13 protein-coding genes are annotated in these 15,727 nt (G+C 69.2%); 9 read left to right on the top strand and 4 right to left on the bottom strand.

The window, feature by feature from the left end; all coding sequences use genetic code 11:
- Positions 1 to 312: 312 nt before the first annotated feature.
- Positions 313 to 567 carry a Smr/MutS family protein gene (locus DKM19_RS13320; RefSeq protein WP_089206032.1) on the bottom strand — a complete coding sequence of 85 codons (255 nt, stop codon included), beginning with the start codon at positions 565 to 567 and terminating at the stop codon, positions 313 to 315.
- Positions 568 to 1,156: 589 nt separating this feature from the next.
- Between DKM19_RS13320 and DKM19_RS52715 the strand changes: the two genes are divergently transcribed.
- Positions 1,157 to 4,471, top strand: a complete 3,315-nt coding sequence (locus DKM19_RS52715) for a S8 family serine peptidase (RefSeq protein ID WP_305000307.1) — start codon at positions 1,157 to 1,159, stop codon at positions 4,469 to 4,471.
- A 318-nt stretch (positions 4,472 to 4,789) separates the two neighbouring features.
- Here DKM19_RS52715 and DKM19_RS13310 read toward each other — a convergent pair whose 3' ends face one another.
- Entirely contained in the window at positions 4,790 to 5,218 is a 429-nt protein-coding gene (locus tag DKM19_RS13310) for a CBS domain-containing protein (RefSeq protein ID WP_110705695.1), read from the bottom strand.
- A 95-nt stretch (positions 5,219 to 5,313) separates the two neighbouring features.
- On the bottom strand, positions 5,314 to 6,483 hold the full coding sequence (locus DKM19_RS13305) for a PucR family transcriptional regulator (protein WP_369988794.1): 1,170 nt from the start codon (positions 6,481 to 6,483) through the stop codon (positions 5,314 to 5,316).
- A gap of 212 nt (positions 6,484 to 6,695) precedes the next feature.
- Here DKM19_RS13305 and DKM19_RS13300 point away from each other — a divergent pair, with 212 nt between their 5' ends.
- The 6 genes from DKM19_RS13300 to DKM19_RS13275 all read left to right on the top strand — a co-directional run bounded on the left by DKM19_RS13300 (position 6,696) and on the right by DKM19_RS13275 (position 13,154).
- Complete coding sequence (locus DKM19_RS13300; protein ID WP_239514233.1) at positions 6,696 to 7,538, top strand: ABC transporter ATP-binding protein; 843 nt, start codon at positions 6,696 to 6,698, stop codon at positions 7,536 to 7,538.
- Positions 7,535 to 8,359 carry an ABC transporter ATP-binding protein gene (locus tag DKM19_RS13295; RefSeq protein ID WP_204358777.1) on the top strand — a complete coding sequence of 275 codons (825 nt, stop codon included), beginning with the start codon at positions 7,535 to 7,537 and terminating at the stop codon, positions 8,357 to 8,359. Before DKM19_RS13300 ends, DKM19_RS13295 begins: the two co-directional genes overlap by 4 nt.
- Positions 8,356 to 9,246: a branched-chain amino acid ABC transporter permease gene (locus tag DKM19_RS13290; RefSeq protein ID WP_110695954.1), complete on the top strand. Its 891-nt coding sequence runs from the start codon at positions 8,356 to 8,358 to the stop codon at positions 9,244 to 9,246. Before DKM19_RS13295 ends, DKM19_RS13290 begins: the two co-directional genes overlap by 4 nt.
- Positions 9,239 to 10,357, top strand: a complete 1,119-nt coding sequence (locus DKM19_RS13285; RefSeq protein ID WP_110695953.1) for a branched-chain amino acid ABC transporter permease — start codon at positions 9,239 to 9,241, stop codon at positions 10,355 to 10,357. The genes DKM19_RS13290 and DKM19_RS13285 overlap by 8 nt, the downstream gene beginning before the upstream one ends.
- Positions 10,358 to 10,398: 41 nt before the next feature.
- A complete protein-coding gene (locus tag DKM19_RS13280; RefSeq protein WP_239514232.1) occupies positions 10,399 to 11,634 on the top strand; it encodes an ABC transporter substrate-binding protein in 1,236 nt (411 codons plus the stop codon).
- A 65-nt stretch (positions 11,635 to 11,699) separates the two neighbouring features.
- The gene (locus DKM19_RS13275; RefSeq protein ID WP_239514231.1) at positions 11,700 to 13,154 is read left to right on the top strand and encodes an aminopeptidase P family protein; all 1,455 of its coding nucleotides are present in this window, start codon (positions 11,700 to 11,702) and stop codon (positions 13,152 to 13,154) included.
- 138 nt (positions 13,155 to 13,292) lie between these two features.
- Here the strand turns inward: DKM19_RS13275 and DKM19_RS13270 are convergent, their stop codons facing one another.
- The gene (locus tag DKM19_RS13270; protein ID WP_110695950.1) at positions 13,293 to 14,261 is read right to left on the bottom strand and encodes a cation diffusion facilitator family transporter; all 969 of its coding nucleotides are present in this window, start codon (positions 14,259 to 14,261) and stop codon (positions 13,293 to 13,295) included.
- Positions 14,262 to 14,522: 261 nt separating this feature from the next.
- On the opposite strand from DKM19_RS13270, the gene DKM19_RS13265 reads away from it, so the two are divergent.
- Positions 14,523 to 14,987: a MarR family winged helix-turn-helix transcriptional regulator gene (locus DKM19_RS13265; protein ID WP_110695949.1), complete on the top strand. Its 465-nt coding sequence runs from the start codon at positions 14,523 to 14,525 to the stop codon at positions 14,985 to 14,987.
- Between the two features lie 59 nt (positions 14,988 to 15,046).
- The gene (locus DKM19_RS13260; RefSeq protein ID WP_110695948.1) at positions 15,047 to 15,727 is read left to right on the top strand and encodes an LppX_LprAFG lipoprotein; all 681 of its coding nucleotides are present in this window, start codon (positions 15,047 to 15,049) and stop codon (positions 15,725 to 15,727) included.

Raw genomic sequence — 15,727 nt, 5'->3', positions numbered from 1 at the left:
GGATTGGAGCCCTCCGAGGCAACCGCCGATCCACAGGTCTTAACAATTACTCCTTGATGCCCAGCAGCGGGAGACAAACCCGAAGAGCCAACGACAGGGGCTACGAGGCCACCGCGCCTCGGTCCGACGGCCCACAGACGGTCCAGGATCAGTGGGGGCGTCTCGGGTCAGCGGTTCATCGCCGCCGGCCCTTACACCTTTACACCTTCCGCATCGAAGAAACAGCCATTGACCTGCGGCTTACAGCATCAGGCGACAGAGGTTCAGCTCGGACCCGATGGCCCGTCGGCGGTCGCCGTTGCGCTCACCGGCCTACTTGTAGCGGAAGTAGACGAACAGGCGGCCGTGGTTCTTGGCGTCCTTGTCGATGCGGTGGTAGAGGGCCTTGATCTCCTTCTGCTCAAGGAAGCGCAGGACCTTCTTCTTGAGCTGGCCCGAGCCCTTGCCGGGGATGATCTCGACCTCGGTGGCCTTCTTCCTGATGGCCTCGTCGATGATGCCCCGCAGCGCCTTGTCGATCTCTCCGCCTCGGTTGTAGAGGGGGTGCAGATCCAGCTTGAGCTTCAACCAGGCCTCCCGCGTGTCGCTTCAGGCCAGTTTACGCACAGCGGATCCTCGCATCTCCGCGCCGGTGACGGCCCTTCCCCGCGAGGCCCGCACCCAGGTGACCTCGCCGGCCCCTCGAAGGATCACGTGGGACATGCGCGACGCCAATACCGAATGCGCCTGTGACCCGGTGCCGATCGGCACCGAACTGTACGGGTCCGCTTCAGATGACCTCTCCCACGCTCATTTGTCGGCGATTGTCAACGCCTAAAGGGACATAACGGGTGGGAATTCTTGCCATCCATCGCAACGATCTCTCGTTGGATGGCTGGGCTGCCATGGAATTAGATTTGACTAATTCAGCCGACAATTATGGCAATTTCACTATCTAGGCAAATAAATGATCCCTAGTTAGGCTCCCTGTCATGATCGTCCGCTCTTCGGGGTGGCCGATTGTGCGTCACCCGACGGGGAGGGTCGAGGCCTTCTCCGCCATGCTCCGCCCGGGCATGCCCGGTGACGCTCTCCCCTCCCTGCCTTGTGACGTGTTCATGCGTCCTACAGGGAGGTCTCGTTGTCACCGAAGCCCTACTTATCAAGGATCAGGCGCGTGGCGGTGCTCGCCGCCGGCGTCGGGCTCGTCGCGGCGATGGCGCCGCCGGCGAGTGCGGCTCCATCCCCCACCCCCGCCCCGTCCACCAAGTGGACGGCGACCCCGCTGACCGGGGGTGAGCTGGTCCAGGGCGCGAAGTCGCCGACCGGCAGGCTCGCCCAGAGTGACGAGGGACTACTTAAGTCCACTTCGGGCGCCACGGTCAATGTGATGGTCAAGCTGGACTACGACTCGTACGCCGCTTACCAAGGCGGACTCGAAGGGCTTCCGGCTACAAGTCCGGCTAAGACCGGCAAATCCCTCGACATCAAGAGCAGTGACGCCAAGAAATACGAAAAGCACATCGAAGAAGTCGAGAACGGTTTCCTCGCCGAGTTGGCCAAGCGTGTGCCCAACGCCAGGGCGGGACAGAAACTGCGGACCGTCTACGGCGGCATCGCGTTGCGGGTCCCCGCCAACAAGGCGGCCGAGCTGCTGAAGCTGCCCGGCGTGGCCGCCGTCCAGGAGGACAAGCCCGAGCATCTTCTGAGCGACTCCAGCCCCGCCTTCATCGGAGCGCCCACGATCTACAACAAGCTGGGCGGCAGCTCCTCCTCCGGCAAGGGCGTCATCGTCGGCATCCTGGACTCCGGCGCCTGGCCGGAGCACCCCCAGTTCGCCGACCCCGGCACGCTGCCCGCCGTACCCGCCACCAAGGACGGCAGCCCGCGCATCTGCGACTTCGGGGACAACCCGCTGACCCCGGCGGCCGACCCGTTCGTCTGCAACCGCAAGCTGATCGGCGGCGCACCGTTCCTCGACACCTACAACGCGGTGTTCGGCGGCGAGGTCTACCCCGACAGCGCCCGTGACTCCAACGGCCACGGCACCCACACCGCGACCACCTCGGCGGGCGGCCCGGTGGCCCACGCCAACCCGCTCGGCATCGACCGCGGCCCGATCCACGGCATCGCTCCGGCGGCGCACGTGTCGGTCTACAAGATCTGCGGTGTCCAGGGCTGCTTCCCCTCCGACTCCGCGCAGGCGGTGGGCCGGGCGATCATCGACGGCGTCCGCGTGATCAACTTCTCGATCTCCGGCGGCAGCTCCCCCTACAGCGACCCGGTGGAACTGGCCTTCCTCGACGCCTACGCGGCGGGCGTGCTCGTCTCGGCCTCGGCGGGCAACTCCGGTCCCGGAGCCGCGACCGCCGACCACCTCAGCCCGTGGGTGACCACGGTGGCGGCGTCCACCCAGAGCAGGACGTTCCAGTCCACCCTCTCCCTGACCGGTACGGGCGGCGCGAAGGCCACGCTGAAGGGTGCCTCCATCACGGCGGGCATCGCCTCGCCGCGGCCGGTGGTCCTGGCCTCGGCCCCGCCGTACTCCAACGCGCTGTGCACGTCGCCCGCTCCCCCCGGTCTGTTCGTCGGAAAGATCGTCGCCTGTGAACGCGGTCCCGGCCGGATCCTGAAGAGCTTCAACGTCATGCAGGGCGGCGCGGCGGGCATGATCCTCTACAACACCACGCCGCTCGACATCATGACCGACAACCACTGGCTTCCGACGGTCCATCTCGACAAGCCGGAGACCGACACCCTGCTGACCTTCCTGTCCGCCAACCCCGGCGCGACCGGCCAGCTCACCCAGGGCGCCAAGGCCACCTGGCAGGGCGACGTGATCACCACGTTCTCCTCCCGCGGGCCCGGCGGCGACTTCCTCAAGCCGGACGTCACCGCGCCCGGCCTGCACATCCTGGCCGGGCAGACCCCGACGCTGGAGGACCCGGCGGGCGGCCCGCAGGGCAACCTGTACCAGGTCATCGCGGGCACCTCGATGTCGGCGCCGCACGTCGCGGGCGCCTCGGCCCTGGTGTTCGCGCTGCACCCGACCTGGACACCCGGCCAGGTGAAGTCCGCGCTGGAGACCACGGCCAAGACCTCGGTCACCAAGCAGGACCGCGTCACCCCCGCCGACCCGTTCGACTTCGGCGGCGGTCGCATCGACCTCACCAAGGCCGGCGACCCGGGCCTGACCCTGAACGAGACCGCGGAGAACTTCGCCGCCTCGGCCAACGACGAGCTCAACCGCATCGACCTCAACCTGCCGTCGGTGAACGCCCCGATCATGCCGGGCCTCATCACCGCCAAACGGACGTTCACCAACGTCACCGACAAGACGCTCACCTTCACCGCCACCGGAACGACCGTCAGCGGCGCGAACATCACGGTGCTGCCGCCGCTGTTCAGCGTCAAGCCGGGCAAGACCGCGAACCTCAGCGTGGTGATCACCGCACCGGATCTGCCGGAAGGACAGTACTTCGGCCAGGTGAACCTCAAGCAGGTGGGCGGCACGCGCAACCTGCACCTCCCGGTCGCGTTCGTCCGCAAGGAAGGCGCCGTCCCGATCGACCAGACCTGTGCGCCGGCCACCATTCCGCGCAACACCGGTGAGTCCACCTGCACGGTCAGCGTGAAGAACGACACCCTCCAGGACGCCGAGGTGACCGCGCTCAGCACGCTGGACGGCAAGCTGCGGCTGAACAGCGTCACCGGCGCAACCAAGATCGGCTCTCAGATAGCGACGGTGAAGACCACCCTCGCGGCCAGGCAGCCGGACAGGCCGGGCATCGCCCCGAGCGGCGGCACCGGACCCGCCCCCTACCTGCCGCTCGACGCCTTCGGCATCGCGCCGACACCCATAGGTGACGAGGACGCGCTCAACTTCACCGTTCCGCCGTTCCAGTACGCGGGCAAGACCTACACCCGGATCGGCATCGTCTCCAACGGCTACACGATCCCGGGAGGCAGCACGGGCTCGACCGACATCGACTTCGCACCGCAGACCCTGCCGAACCCGGCACCTCCGAACAACGTGCTCGCCCCCTACTGGACCGACCTGGACGGCACCGGCGCGCCGGGCGTCTTCGTCGGGACGCTCACCGACGGCGTGAACGACTGGCTCGTCGTCGAGTGGCGGCTCAACCTCTTCGGCACGGCGGACACCAAGGTGTTCCAGCAGTGGATCGGGCTGAACGGGGCAGAGGACATCACCTACACCTATGACCCGGGCAACCTGCCCGGCGAACCGCCGGCGAGCTACGGCCTGACCGTCGGCGCCGAGAACGCCGAGGGCACGGCCGGCGGCCAGATCACCGGCCCGCCGACCGAGGACCTGCGGGTGACCAGCACGCCCGGAGCGCCCGGCGGCACCCTGACCTACACGATGAAGATCAAGGGAGTGACCAAGGGAACCGGGACGGTGACGACGGGCACGTCGACGCCGCAGGTGAAGGGCCTCACCATCGAGGTCGACAAGATAACCGTGCAGTAAGAAGACCTGAGAGAACGGGTGGGTCCGGCGCCGCGGCGCCGGACCCACCCGCACTTCACGAGGACCTCACGAAGCTGCGGTGATCGGCAGAACCCCGCGGGGTTCACGAACCGGCGTGCTCGCAGACGTACGTGGCTCGCAGACGTACGGGCTCGCGAACCGTGGTGCTCGCAAACCTGTGGGATCCCACGAGCCGGCGTGCACACCGACAGACATGCGGGACTCACCGACCGGCGTGCTCACCAACAAGCGGAGGCTCGCGAACCGACGCGCTCACGAACCTGCGAAGCCTGCGAACCTGCGGGGCTCACCCGGATCTCAGCGGTGGAGGTAGTCCACCAGATGTGCCTTCTCCGTCTCCAGCGCCTCGATGGCGTTCTTGACCACGTCACCGATGCTCACGATCCCGGCCAGCCGTCCATCGGCCACGACCGGCACGTGCCGGATGCGATGCGTGGTCATGGTCTGTCGTAGGTCGTCCACGTTGGTATCGGGCGACGAGGTGCGAACCTCGGTCGTCATGATGGACGACACCGGGGCTCCCAGCACATCCGCGCCGCGGTCGTTCAGCCGTCGCACCACGTCACGCTCGGAGACGATGCCCACGATCGACGAGCCATCCTCCGACACCACCACGGCACCGATGTTGTTCGTGGCCAGGACGGCCAGAAGCTCGGTCACCGTCGCGTCCGGACGGATGGTTGCCACGTCTGTGCCCTTGCCTTGCAGAATCGTACCGATCAGCATCGACACCACCTCGGTTCAACCTGGCTGGGGTATCCCTAACCACTGCCCCCCGTTGCCCCTGCCTAAGCGGCCGACAGCGGCAGCGCATGTGATTCTCAGGTTACGGGGAGCAACCGTACGGCGTCGAGAGCCAGGGTGAGCTCCACGATGTCCAGCGGTCGCGCCAGGGAGCGCCCGGTGAGCTGCTCGATCCGGCGGATGCGGTTGAAGACCGTGTTGCGGTGGCAGTACAGCTGCCCGGCGGCGCGCATCGCGGAGCCCTCGCAGCGCAGCCACGCCTCCAGGGTGCCGAGCAGCACCTCCCGGTCGGCCGGGTCGAGAGCGAGAATGGGCCGGAGCACAGTGCCGCTCAGATGGCCCGCGAGCTCGGGCTGGCTCACCACCAGCGCCGCGGGCAGCCGGTCCTCCAGCCTGGCGATCTCCGGGCCCTCCCCCACGCAGGTCCGCAGCGCGAGCTCGGCGAGCCGGCGGGCGCGGCCCAGCTCGGCCAGTCCCTCGACCACCGGGCTGATCCCGGCGCACCCGGCGATGTGCGGGCGCAGTTCGTTGGTCAGATCGTCCATCTCCGCCTCGTGCAGCAGGACGACCGAGACCTCGTAGTCGGAGCGCATCCGCCACAGTAATCGCATCACGCCCAGGCTGGTCGGGCGGACGGCGTCGTCCCCGTGGTCGTGACGACCCGGCAGGCGGGTGACGACGACCGCGTACCTGCCGAGTTCGGGCAGGTCCAGCGCGGCGGCGGCGCTGCGGACCAGGGCGGCGTCCGCCCGGTCCTCCAGGAGTGCGTCGAGCAGGGCCTGGACCCGCTCGGCTGTGCGGCCGAACATCTCGGCCTCCCGTCTGCGGTAGGCCTCGGCGGCGGCGATCGCCTGCCGGTCGGTGGCGTGCCACACCTTGGTCGCGCTACGGATCAGAACCGCCAGGTTCTCCGGTTCCTCGTCCGTGACCACCTCGATCAGGCCGTCCCACATCACCTGCGCGGAGAGCCGGTAGCTGCGCAGCAGCGAGTCCATGGGAAGGCCCTGCTCCGCCCTGCGGCGGGCGGTCTTCTCCGCCTGGGGCAGGTCGCGCCGCTCCGGGCGGGGCAGCAGGATCGCGCCGATGCCGTCCCGCATGGCCTCGTAGACGCTCTGCCAGTGGTCGTCGGTGGGCACCATCCGGCGGTAGGCCTCGTCGGTGTCGCGGATCTTGGCGACGAGCTCGTCGGTGAGTTGAGGGAGCCTCTGCAGCAGCCGGCCGGCGGCCAGGCGCATGATCCTTCGCACTTCGTCATCCGTGACGACCCGAGTCCCCATCTGGTGATCGTGTCAGCAATACATCTACCGAACAAGATTCTGTTCTGTTTCGTGACCCGGCCTTGTGCGGGCGCACAGCCGGCACCCGCCCGGCGTGGGCACCCGCCCCGACTTCACCCGGCCCCCTGGACGCCGGTGAGCCACCTCGGTTGGGTGCGTTCATCGGTTGTCAGGAGGCACACATGGACGTCCACGACCCTCGCCCGCCCGAAGACTCCGGGCTGGTCGTCAGGGATCTGGCGGTGAGTTACGGTCCGGTCCTTGCCCTGCGAGGGGTTTCGCTGAACGTTCCGCGCGGCTCGATCGTCACGGTGCTCGGCGGCAACGGCGCGGGAAAATCCACCCTGCTGCGCGCCGTGTCGGGCACGCTCCGGTTCCAGCGGGGCGGGATCACGGCGGGCGAGATCAGCTTTGACCGGACGAGGTTGTCAGGCACGGCCACCTCGGCCGTCGTCGCGGGCGGCGTCGTCCAGGTGCCCGAGGGACGCCGCGTCTTCGCGCGGATGACCGTCGAGGAGAACCTGCGGGCCGGCGCGCTCGGAGCGCGTGACCGCCGGTCCGCGGCCGGGGCCAAGCAGGACGTGCTCAAGCTCTTTCCCGTGCTCGCCGAACGCGCCAGGCAGCGGGCGGGACTGCTGTCGGGGGGCGAGCAGCAGATGCTCGCCATCGGACGCGCGCTGATGGCCAGGCCGAGGATGCTCCTGCTGGACGAGCCCACCCTCGGCCTGGCGCCGATGATGGCGGCCCGGATCGCCGACACCGTCCGCGAGATCAACGCCCAGGGCACGACGGTGCTCCTGGTGGAGCAGAACGCCGCCATGGCCCTGTCCCTCGCCTCCTACGCGTACGTGCTGGAGGTCGGCGAGGTGGTGCTGTCAGGCCCGGCCGCCGAGCTCGCCGAGAGCGACGAGGTGCGACGGCGCTACCTGGGGATCGAGGACGACCCCGATGTCTCCGCGGCCTCTGCGGCCGCCGAGTCCGCGGCGCCCGCCGAGCGCCCGGTCCTGGCGAGGTGGTCGGCATGACCGACACATACCAACCAGCCGGTATGGATACCTCCATCCCCAGGCTCGAGGTGCGCGACGTCACCGTGCGCTTCGCGGGGCTCACCGCCCTCGACGCGATCGGCTTCACCGTCGAGCCGGGCAGCGTCCACGCGGTCATCGGCCCCAACGGCGCGGGCAAGTCGACCTGCTTCAACGTGCTGTCGGGCGTCTACCGCGCGACCTCGGGCAGCGTGCGGTTCGGCGACGCGGAGCTGACCTCCCTGCTCCCGCATCGCATCGCCGCCCTGGGCGTGGCGCGCACCTTCCAGAACATCGCCCTGTCACCCCGCCTGTCGGTGCGGGAGAACCTGATGCTCGGCCGTCACCGGCTGACCCGCGCCGGGTTCGTCTCGGCCGGGCTGCGTTTGCCGTCCGCCCGGCGCGAGGCCGTCAGGCACGGCGAGCGGGTGACCGAGATCGCCGCCTTCGTGGGACTCACCGAGCGGCTGGCGACCCCCGTCGGGCTCCTGCCGTACGGCGTGCAGAAGCGGGTCGAGCTGGCGCGGGCCCTGTGCATGGAACCCCGGCTGCTGCTGCTCGACGAACCGGTGGCCGGCATGAGCGGCGGCGAGCGCCGCAACATGGCCGAGCTGATCATCGCCGTCCGGGAGAGCCTCGGCATCTCGATCCTGCTGGTCGAGCACGACATGGGGATGGTCATGCGGCTCGCCGACGCCGTGACGGTCCTGGACTTCGGCAGGCGCATCGCGGACGGGCCTCCCCATGAGGTCCAGAGCAACCCCGAGGTCATCCGCGCCTACCTGGGCGCGGCGAGCGAGAAGGAGGAGACCGCTTCGTGATCACTTTTCTCGAGCTTCTGGCGAACGGCATCTCCGTGGGAACGGTGTACGCGCTGATCGCCCTGGGGTTCGTCATCATCTTCAAGGCGACCGAGGTGCTCAACTTCGCCCACGCCTCGCTGCTGCTGGTCGGCGGCTTCATCATCGCCAAGCTGCACGCCTCGGTCGGTTTCTGGCTCGCCCTGCTGATCGGCATCGCCGGGGCGGCCCTCGTGGGCGCCCTGATCGAGTTTCTGGTCATCCGCCGGGCGAACGTCGCCTCCCACAGCGTCCTCGCGATCGCGACGATCGGCATCGACATCGTGCTGACGACCGAGCTCACCCGGGAGATCGGCGCGGACGTGCTCGCCCTCGGCGACCCCTGGCGCGACCAGGTGCTGCATCTGGGGGCCGTCAGCATCGCCCAGACCCGCGTCGCCGCGCTGGTCGTCGCCACCGTCCTGATCACCGCGTTCCTGCTCGCGTTCAAGTACACCAACTGGGGCATCGCCATGCGTGCCACCGCGGAGGACTCCGAGACCGCCGCGCTGATGGGCGTGCGGCGCGGGCGGGTGTCGATGGGCGCCTGGGCGATCGCCGGGGCCCTCGCCGCCGTCGCCGCCCTCTTCCTGTGCGTGTTCCCCACGCCGGGGCTGGACCGCAGCACGACGTTCGCCGCGATGAAGGCGTTCCCCGCCGCGATCCTCGGCGGTCTGGACTCCACCACGGGCGCGCTGGTCGGCGGGCTCATCATCGGGGTCACCGAGGCCCTGATGAGCGGCTACCAGAACGACATGGTCTTCCTCGGCCGGGGCATCGGCGACGTCGCGCCGTTCCTCGTGATGATCGTGGTCCTGCTCATCCGCCCCGCGGGGCTTTTCGGGACGAGGGAGCTGGCCCGTGTCTAGGAGGACTCTTCTCTGGTCGGCCGTCCTGCTCGCGGCGGCGGTCATCGCGCCGTTCTACCTCGAGGGTTTCTGGCTGCAGACCGGGCTCTTCGCGATGTCGGCGGCCATCGGAGCGATCGGCATCAACCTGCTGACCGGCGCGACGGGCCAGCTGTCCATGGGCCACGCGTTCTTCCTGGCGATCGGCGCCTACGCGTACGTCTACTTCGCCTCGGAGCCAGAGCAGGGCGGCGGGCACGCCCTGGCCGGTCTGGGCCTGCCCACCCCCGTCGCGGCGATACTCGCGGTGGTCGTCGCGGGTGTCGCGGGCGGCGTGTTCAGCCCGATCGCCGGCCGTCTGAAGGGGGCCTATCTCGGCATCGCCACGCTCGCCCTGGTCTTTCTCGGCCAGCACCTGCTGTTCAACGTCGAGCCCGTGACGGGCGGCTTCAACGGCCGGGCGGTGCCGCCCATGGAACTGTTCGGGTTCGTCTTCGCCGACTCCCCCGCGCTCGTGATCGCCCAGGTGCCGTTCGGAGCGCTGGAACGGCTCTGGTTCCTCGGCCTGGCCGTCGTGGTCTGCGCCGGCCTGTTCGCCCGGGGAGTGCTCAAGGGCCGTCCGGGACGGGCCATGAACACCATCCGCGACCACGAGATCGCGGCCGGGGTGATGGGCGTGCCCGTGGCCCGTTACCGCGCGGGCGTGTTCGTGCTGTCGTCGATGTACGGCGGGCTGGCGGGCGTCCTGATCGCCCTCGTCTTCCAGCGGACCGTGCCGGAGTACTTCGGCCTCCTGCTCTCCCTCGACTACCTCGCCATGATCATTATCGGCGGGCTGGGATCGGTCGCGGGCGCGGTGATCGGCGCGGTCTTCATCTCGATGCTGCCCCAGCTGCTCAGCCGCTACAGCGACGCCCTGCCACTGGTGGCCGAGCCCGGCTCCGGCGGGGTCTCCCCCGCCGAGGCCGCGCGGATCCTGTACGGCGCCGCCGTCGTTGTCATCGTCCTCTTCCTGCCCGGCGGGCTGTTCGGCCTCGCCGGCCGCCTCCGGCTGCCCCTGGGCCGCCGGGCCGCTCCCGTCCCCGCACCAAAAAACCCCTCTCTCACCCCGTCTCCCGACACAAGGAACTGATTATGGGAATTCCCAGAAGCCCCGCCCGAAGAATCGCGGTCTTGGCCCTCCTGGCCCTGGCCGTCGCCTCGTGCGCCAGCGAGAAGGCCACCGGGGGCGCTCCTGCGGCGTCCGCCGTGGGCGGCGACGGGGTGAAGACCGGGCCCGGTGTCACCGCCGACACGATCACGCTCGGTCTGATGACCGACCTCACCGGCCCTTATGCCTCGTTCGGCAAGAGCCTGACCCAGGCCCAGCAGCTCTACTTCGAGCAGATCAACGCGGCCGGAGGCGTGTGCGGCCGGAAGCTCGAGACCATCGTGCGCGACCACGGCTACGACGTGCAGAAGGCGGTCGCGGCCTACACCGAGATCGGTCCGAAGTCGGTGGCGCTCGCCCACGTCGTGGGCTCCCCCATGGTCAACGCGCTCAAGCAGCGCATCGAGGCCGACCAGATGCTCACCATCCCGATGGCCTGGGCGACCGGGCTGCTCGGCAGCAAGCCCATCCAGGTCACCGGGACCACCTACGACATCGACATGATCAACGGGGTCGACTTCCTGGTCAAGGAGAAGGGCGTCAAGTCCGGCGACAAGATCGGTCACCTGTACTTCGAGGGCGACTACGGCGAGAGCGCGCTGAACGGTTCCAAGTACGCCGCGGAGAAGCTCGGACTGACGGTCGTCGAACAGAAGATCAAGGCGACCGACCAGGACATGAGCGCCCAGGTCGCCGCCTTCAAGGCCGAGGACGTCAAGGCCATCCTGGTCTCGGTCGGCCCCAAGCAGACCGCCTCGCTCGTCGGCGTCTCGCTCGCCAAGGGGATGGACGTGCCCTTCGTCGGCAGCAACTCGGCCTACTCCCCGCAGCTGCTCCCCACCCCGGCCGGACCGGCGCTGCTCAAGGACTTCTACTACATAACCGCCGGCGCTCCGATCAGCTCGGACGAGCCCGCCATGAAGAAGCTGGCCGCCGACTACGCGGCGAAGTATCCGGACGCGGAGATCGACAGCGGTATCTCGGCGGGCTACTCCGCCGCGGGCATCGTCGTCGACGCGCTCAAGAAGGCCTGCGAGAGCAAGGACCTGACCCGCGCCGGAGTGGTCACCGCGCACCGCAGCCAGTCCGCCTGGGGCGAGGCGTTCGGCACGAGCATGGACTTCACCACGTTCGACAAGCCCGCGTCCCTGCTGTCCTACGTCGCCAAGCCCGACAAGGCGGCCCTGGGCGGCTCGGTGATCTACAAGGAGGCCGCCGCGTCCGACCTGGCCAAGGAGTACCAGGTCCCGGTGGGCTGATCGGAGATTCGGGTACGGCGCGCACCTCCGGCAGTGAGGTGCGCGCCGTACCGCCCGGGGATACCGTGGGCGCACCACAGACCTTCGCTCCCGGGAACACGATGACCCAGAAGCTCAACACCGGCAGCCACGACCTGCCGGTCTCCGACGCCCTCGCCACGTTCATGAACACGGGCTGGGCCGACACCCACCGCGACGACCTCGCCTCGGTGCCGCAGGCCGCCTACACCGCCAAGCGGCGCGGCGTGCTCGCCGCCCGTTTCCCCGGCGAGAGGCTGATCATCCCGTCCGGCACGTTCAAGACCCGCAGCAACGACAGCGACCACCGGTTCAGGCCGCACAGCGCGTTCGCCTATCTCACCGGGGACCAGGAGCCCGACGACGTCCTGGTCATCGAGCCGGACGGCTCGGCCACGCTGTTCGTGCGGCCCCGCTCACCGCGGTCCGCGCCCGGAACGGCCGGCCAGGAGTTCTACCGGGACCGCCGCTACGGCGAGTTCTGGGTGGGCCGCCGCCCCGACCTGGCCGAGGCCGAGGCGCTCTACCAGATCGAGTGCGCGGCCTCGGAGAAGCTGGACGACGTGCTCGCCGGGCCCGCGCGGGTGCTGCGCGGGGTGGACGCGTCGGTGGACGGCCGGGTCGCGCCGCACGACGGCGACGGCGAGCTGGAGACGTTCCTCTCCGAGATGCGGCTGATCAAGGACGCGTGGGAGGTCGCCGAGCTCCAGTTCTCGGTGGACGCGACCACGTGGGGGTTCGAGGACGTCGTGCGGGCCCTGCCCGCCGCCCTCGCCCACCGCCGCGGTGAGCGTTACCTGGAGGGCGTCTTCAACCTCCGCTCCCGGCTGGAGGGCAACTCGGTCGGCTACGACAGCATCGTGGCCTCCGGCGCCAACGCGTGCGTGCTGCACTGGATCCGCAACGACAGCCGGCTGAACGAGAGCGATCTGCTGCTGCTCGACGCGGGCGTGGAGACGGACAACCTCTACACCGCCGACATCACCAGGACCCTGCCGCTCTCCGGGCGCTTCAGCCCGATCCAGCGCCAGGTCTACGAGCTGGTCTACGAGGCCCAGAGCGCGGCGATCGCCGGTCTCCGGCCGGGGGCGAGATTCCGCGACTTCCACCAGACGGCCATGCGGGTCATCGCCGAGGGCCTGCACGACTGGGGCGTGCTGAAGATCAGCGCGGATGAGGCGATGGATCCGGAGAGCGGCCTGTACCGCCGCTACACCGTGTGCAGCAGCGGCCACATGCTCGGCCTGGACGTGCACGACTGTGCCAAGGCTCGCTCGGAGGTCTATCTGGACGGCGTGCTGGAGGAGGGGCAGGTGCTCACCGTCGAGCCCGGCCTCTATCTCCAGCCGGACGACCTGACGCTCCCCCCGGAGCTGCGCGGCATCGGGGTGCGCATCGAGGACGACCTCGTCGTCACCGCCGACGGCGCCCGCCTGATGTCGGCCGGGCTGCCCCGCCACCCCGACGAGATCGAGGAGTGGATGGGCACGCTTCTCTCCTGACCCTCGCCGCCCCGCCGGCCGGTTCCTCCGCCCCACGCCCGGCCCGTCCCGTGCCGGACACGCGGGCCGGGCGGGTTCCGAACGAACCGGTCGGCGGAGTCCTCTCCCCGCCGGGAGGCGACGGCGGGGGCTCGTGGCTCAGGTGTCGCGGGCCAGCCGTTCGGTGCGGGCGGGCCTGCCGGGTGTCGGGTCCAGGAAGACCTGGGTGATCGAGGGGAAGCGCTCCACGAGCCTGCGTTCCACCCGGTCGGCGGCCAGCTCCAGGTTCGCGCCGGTGGCGTCGTCCGCGAAGTCGATGTGGGCGGCGACCATCACCTCGCTCGGGCCCAGCATCATGGTCAGCAGCTCCACCACGTTCTCGATTTCGGGCAGGGCCAGCATCTCGGCCCTGACCTCGTCCTCCATCTTCGCGGGTGCGGCCTGGCCGATCAGCAGGGAGGCGTTGACCCAGATGAGATGGAGCGCGACCCAGAGCAGCAGCAGTCCGATCAGCATCGAGGCGACGCCGTCCCAGAGGGTCGAGCCGGTCAGCTGGTAGGCCAGCAGGCCGCCCCCGGCGATCAGCAGGCCGGCCAGGGCGGCCGCGTCCTCGTAGAGCACGGCCTTCAGCGCGGTGTCGGAGGTCTTGGCGACGTAGCGCCCGGGGCTCACGTCCAGCCGCCGGGCCTCCCCGCGCACCTGTGACAGCGCCCTGAGGAACGAGATTCCCTCGATCACGAACGAGATCGCCAGGACCGCGTAGGAGATCGTCAGATCGGCGAGCTCCTCACCGTAGATGATCTCCTGTACGCCGTGGGTGATCGAGAATCCGGCGCCGCCGATGAGCGTGGCGAAGGCGGCCATCAACGCCCAGAAGAACCCGGCCTTGCCGTGCCCGAACGGATGCCGGACGTCGGGGGACTTGCCGCCCCTGCGCACCGCGACGAACAGCAGGACCTCGGTGACGGTGTCCGCGGCCGAGTGCATGGCCTCGGACAGCATCGCCGACGAGCCGCTGATGAGGCCGGCGACCAGTTTGGCCACCCCGATCGCCAGGTTGGCTAGACCCGCCACGATCACCGTGACGAGACTTTCGGACCCGGGCTTTTCCATCTCCTTCTCCGACATACGGTCACCATACGTGCATGTATTTCACGCCTGATCCACCGCCGACGCGACCGATCAGGCCCGGCCGGGCGGGGCCGAAACGGCGGACGAGGGAAGAACACCTGCTCCAGCCGCCTCATCCGCCTCACCCGTCATGAGGTCGGCCCATACTCTGAGGTAGATTCTGATCTATGACCCTGGAGCGAACCTCATTCAGCGAGCGGAGTGGCGGGCTGGAAGACGAGGCTCTCAGCACGACGAACGAGGAGTGGTGAGCGACCGGTGAACGACGAGGAGTCCCGCTGGCTCTCCCCGATCGAACAGCGCGCATGGCGTACCCACCTGGCCGCGCACAAACTCCTCGATCACCGCCTCGATCGCGAGCTGCAGCCCTTCGGGCTCTCTGTAAACGACTACGAGATCCTGGTGAACCTGTCGGAGACCACCGGTCATCGCATCCGCATGAGCGATCTGGCGGACGCCACGATCCAGTCCCGCAGCCGCCTGTCCCACCAGATCTCCCGGATGGAGGCGGCCGGGCTGGTCGCCAGGGAGACCTGCGAGGACGACCGGCGCGGCACCTTCGCGGTGCTCACCGAGCACGGCTGGGACACCATCCAGAAGGTCGCGCCGCACCACGTGGCCAGCGTGCGGCAGCACTTCATCGACCTGCTCACCGACGACCAGCTCCACGAGCTGGAAACGGCCTACGCCCCCGTGGTGGAGCATCTCAAAAGCCTTCGCTGACGCGAAACCGATACCGCGAGTTCGCCCGTAGTGGTCCGAACGGTCGCTACGATCCGGCCATGCCTGCTCGCCGGATCATCCTCGCCGCGGTGCTCGCCGCCCTCTCCCTGGTCACCGCGTGCAGCGGTGGTGACGCCTCCGGCGCCGGAGCCGCGCTTCCCGCGGGGGCGGAGCTGGTCGGGAAGTCCGCGGAGGCGATGCGGGCGGTCAAGACCGTCGCCTTCACCATGGAGGCCGAGGGCACGCCGCCGGTGCAGGTCAAGAAGGCCGAGGGCCGCCTCAGCGGAACCGGCGACGCCGACGGCACCGTCCAGGTCGACCTGCTGGGCAGCCTCCAGGAGATCAACTTCATCCTGATCGGGGAGACCGTCCACTTCAAGGGCGTGACCGGCGGCTACCAGCGGATGACGCGGAGCCAGCTGGCCTCGATCTACGACCCCTCCGCCCTCCTCAACCCGGAGAAGGGCGTCGCGCAGCTCCTGAAGAGTGCGCTGAACGCGAAGACCGAGGCCGCGGAGAAGCTGGACGGCGCCGACGCCTACCGGGTCTCGGCCACGCTCTCCCAGCAGGTTCTGGCCACGATGGTTCCCGGGCTCGACCAGAGCGTCGACGGCACGCTCTGGATCGACCGGGCCACCGGCCGCCTGCTCAAGGCCGATCTGCCCATGACCGGAGGCAAGGTGGTCGTCGCCTTCCGCGACTACGACGTGCCGGTCCAGGTCACCGCGCCGGCGGAATGA

The organism is Streptosporangium sp. 'caverna', assembly GCF_003203775.1.
Classification (GTDB): Bacteria; Actinomycetota; Actinomycetes; order Streptosporangiales; family Streptosporangiaceae; genus Streptosporangium; species Streptosporangium subroseum.
The sequence above is the reverse complement of the archived record's forward strand: the minus strand, read 5'-3'. Positions and strand labels throughout refer to the sequence as shown.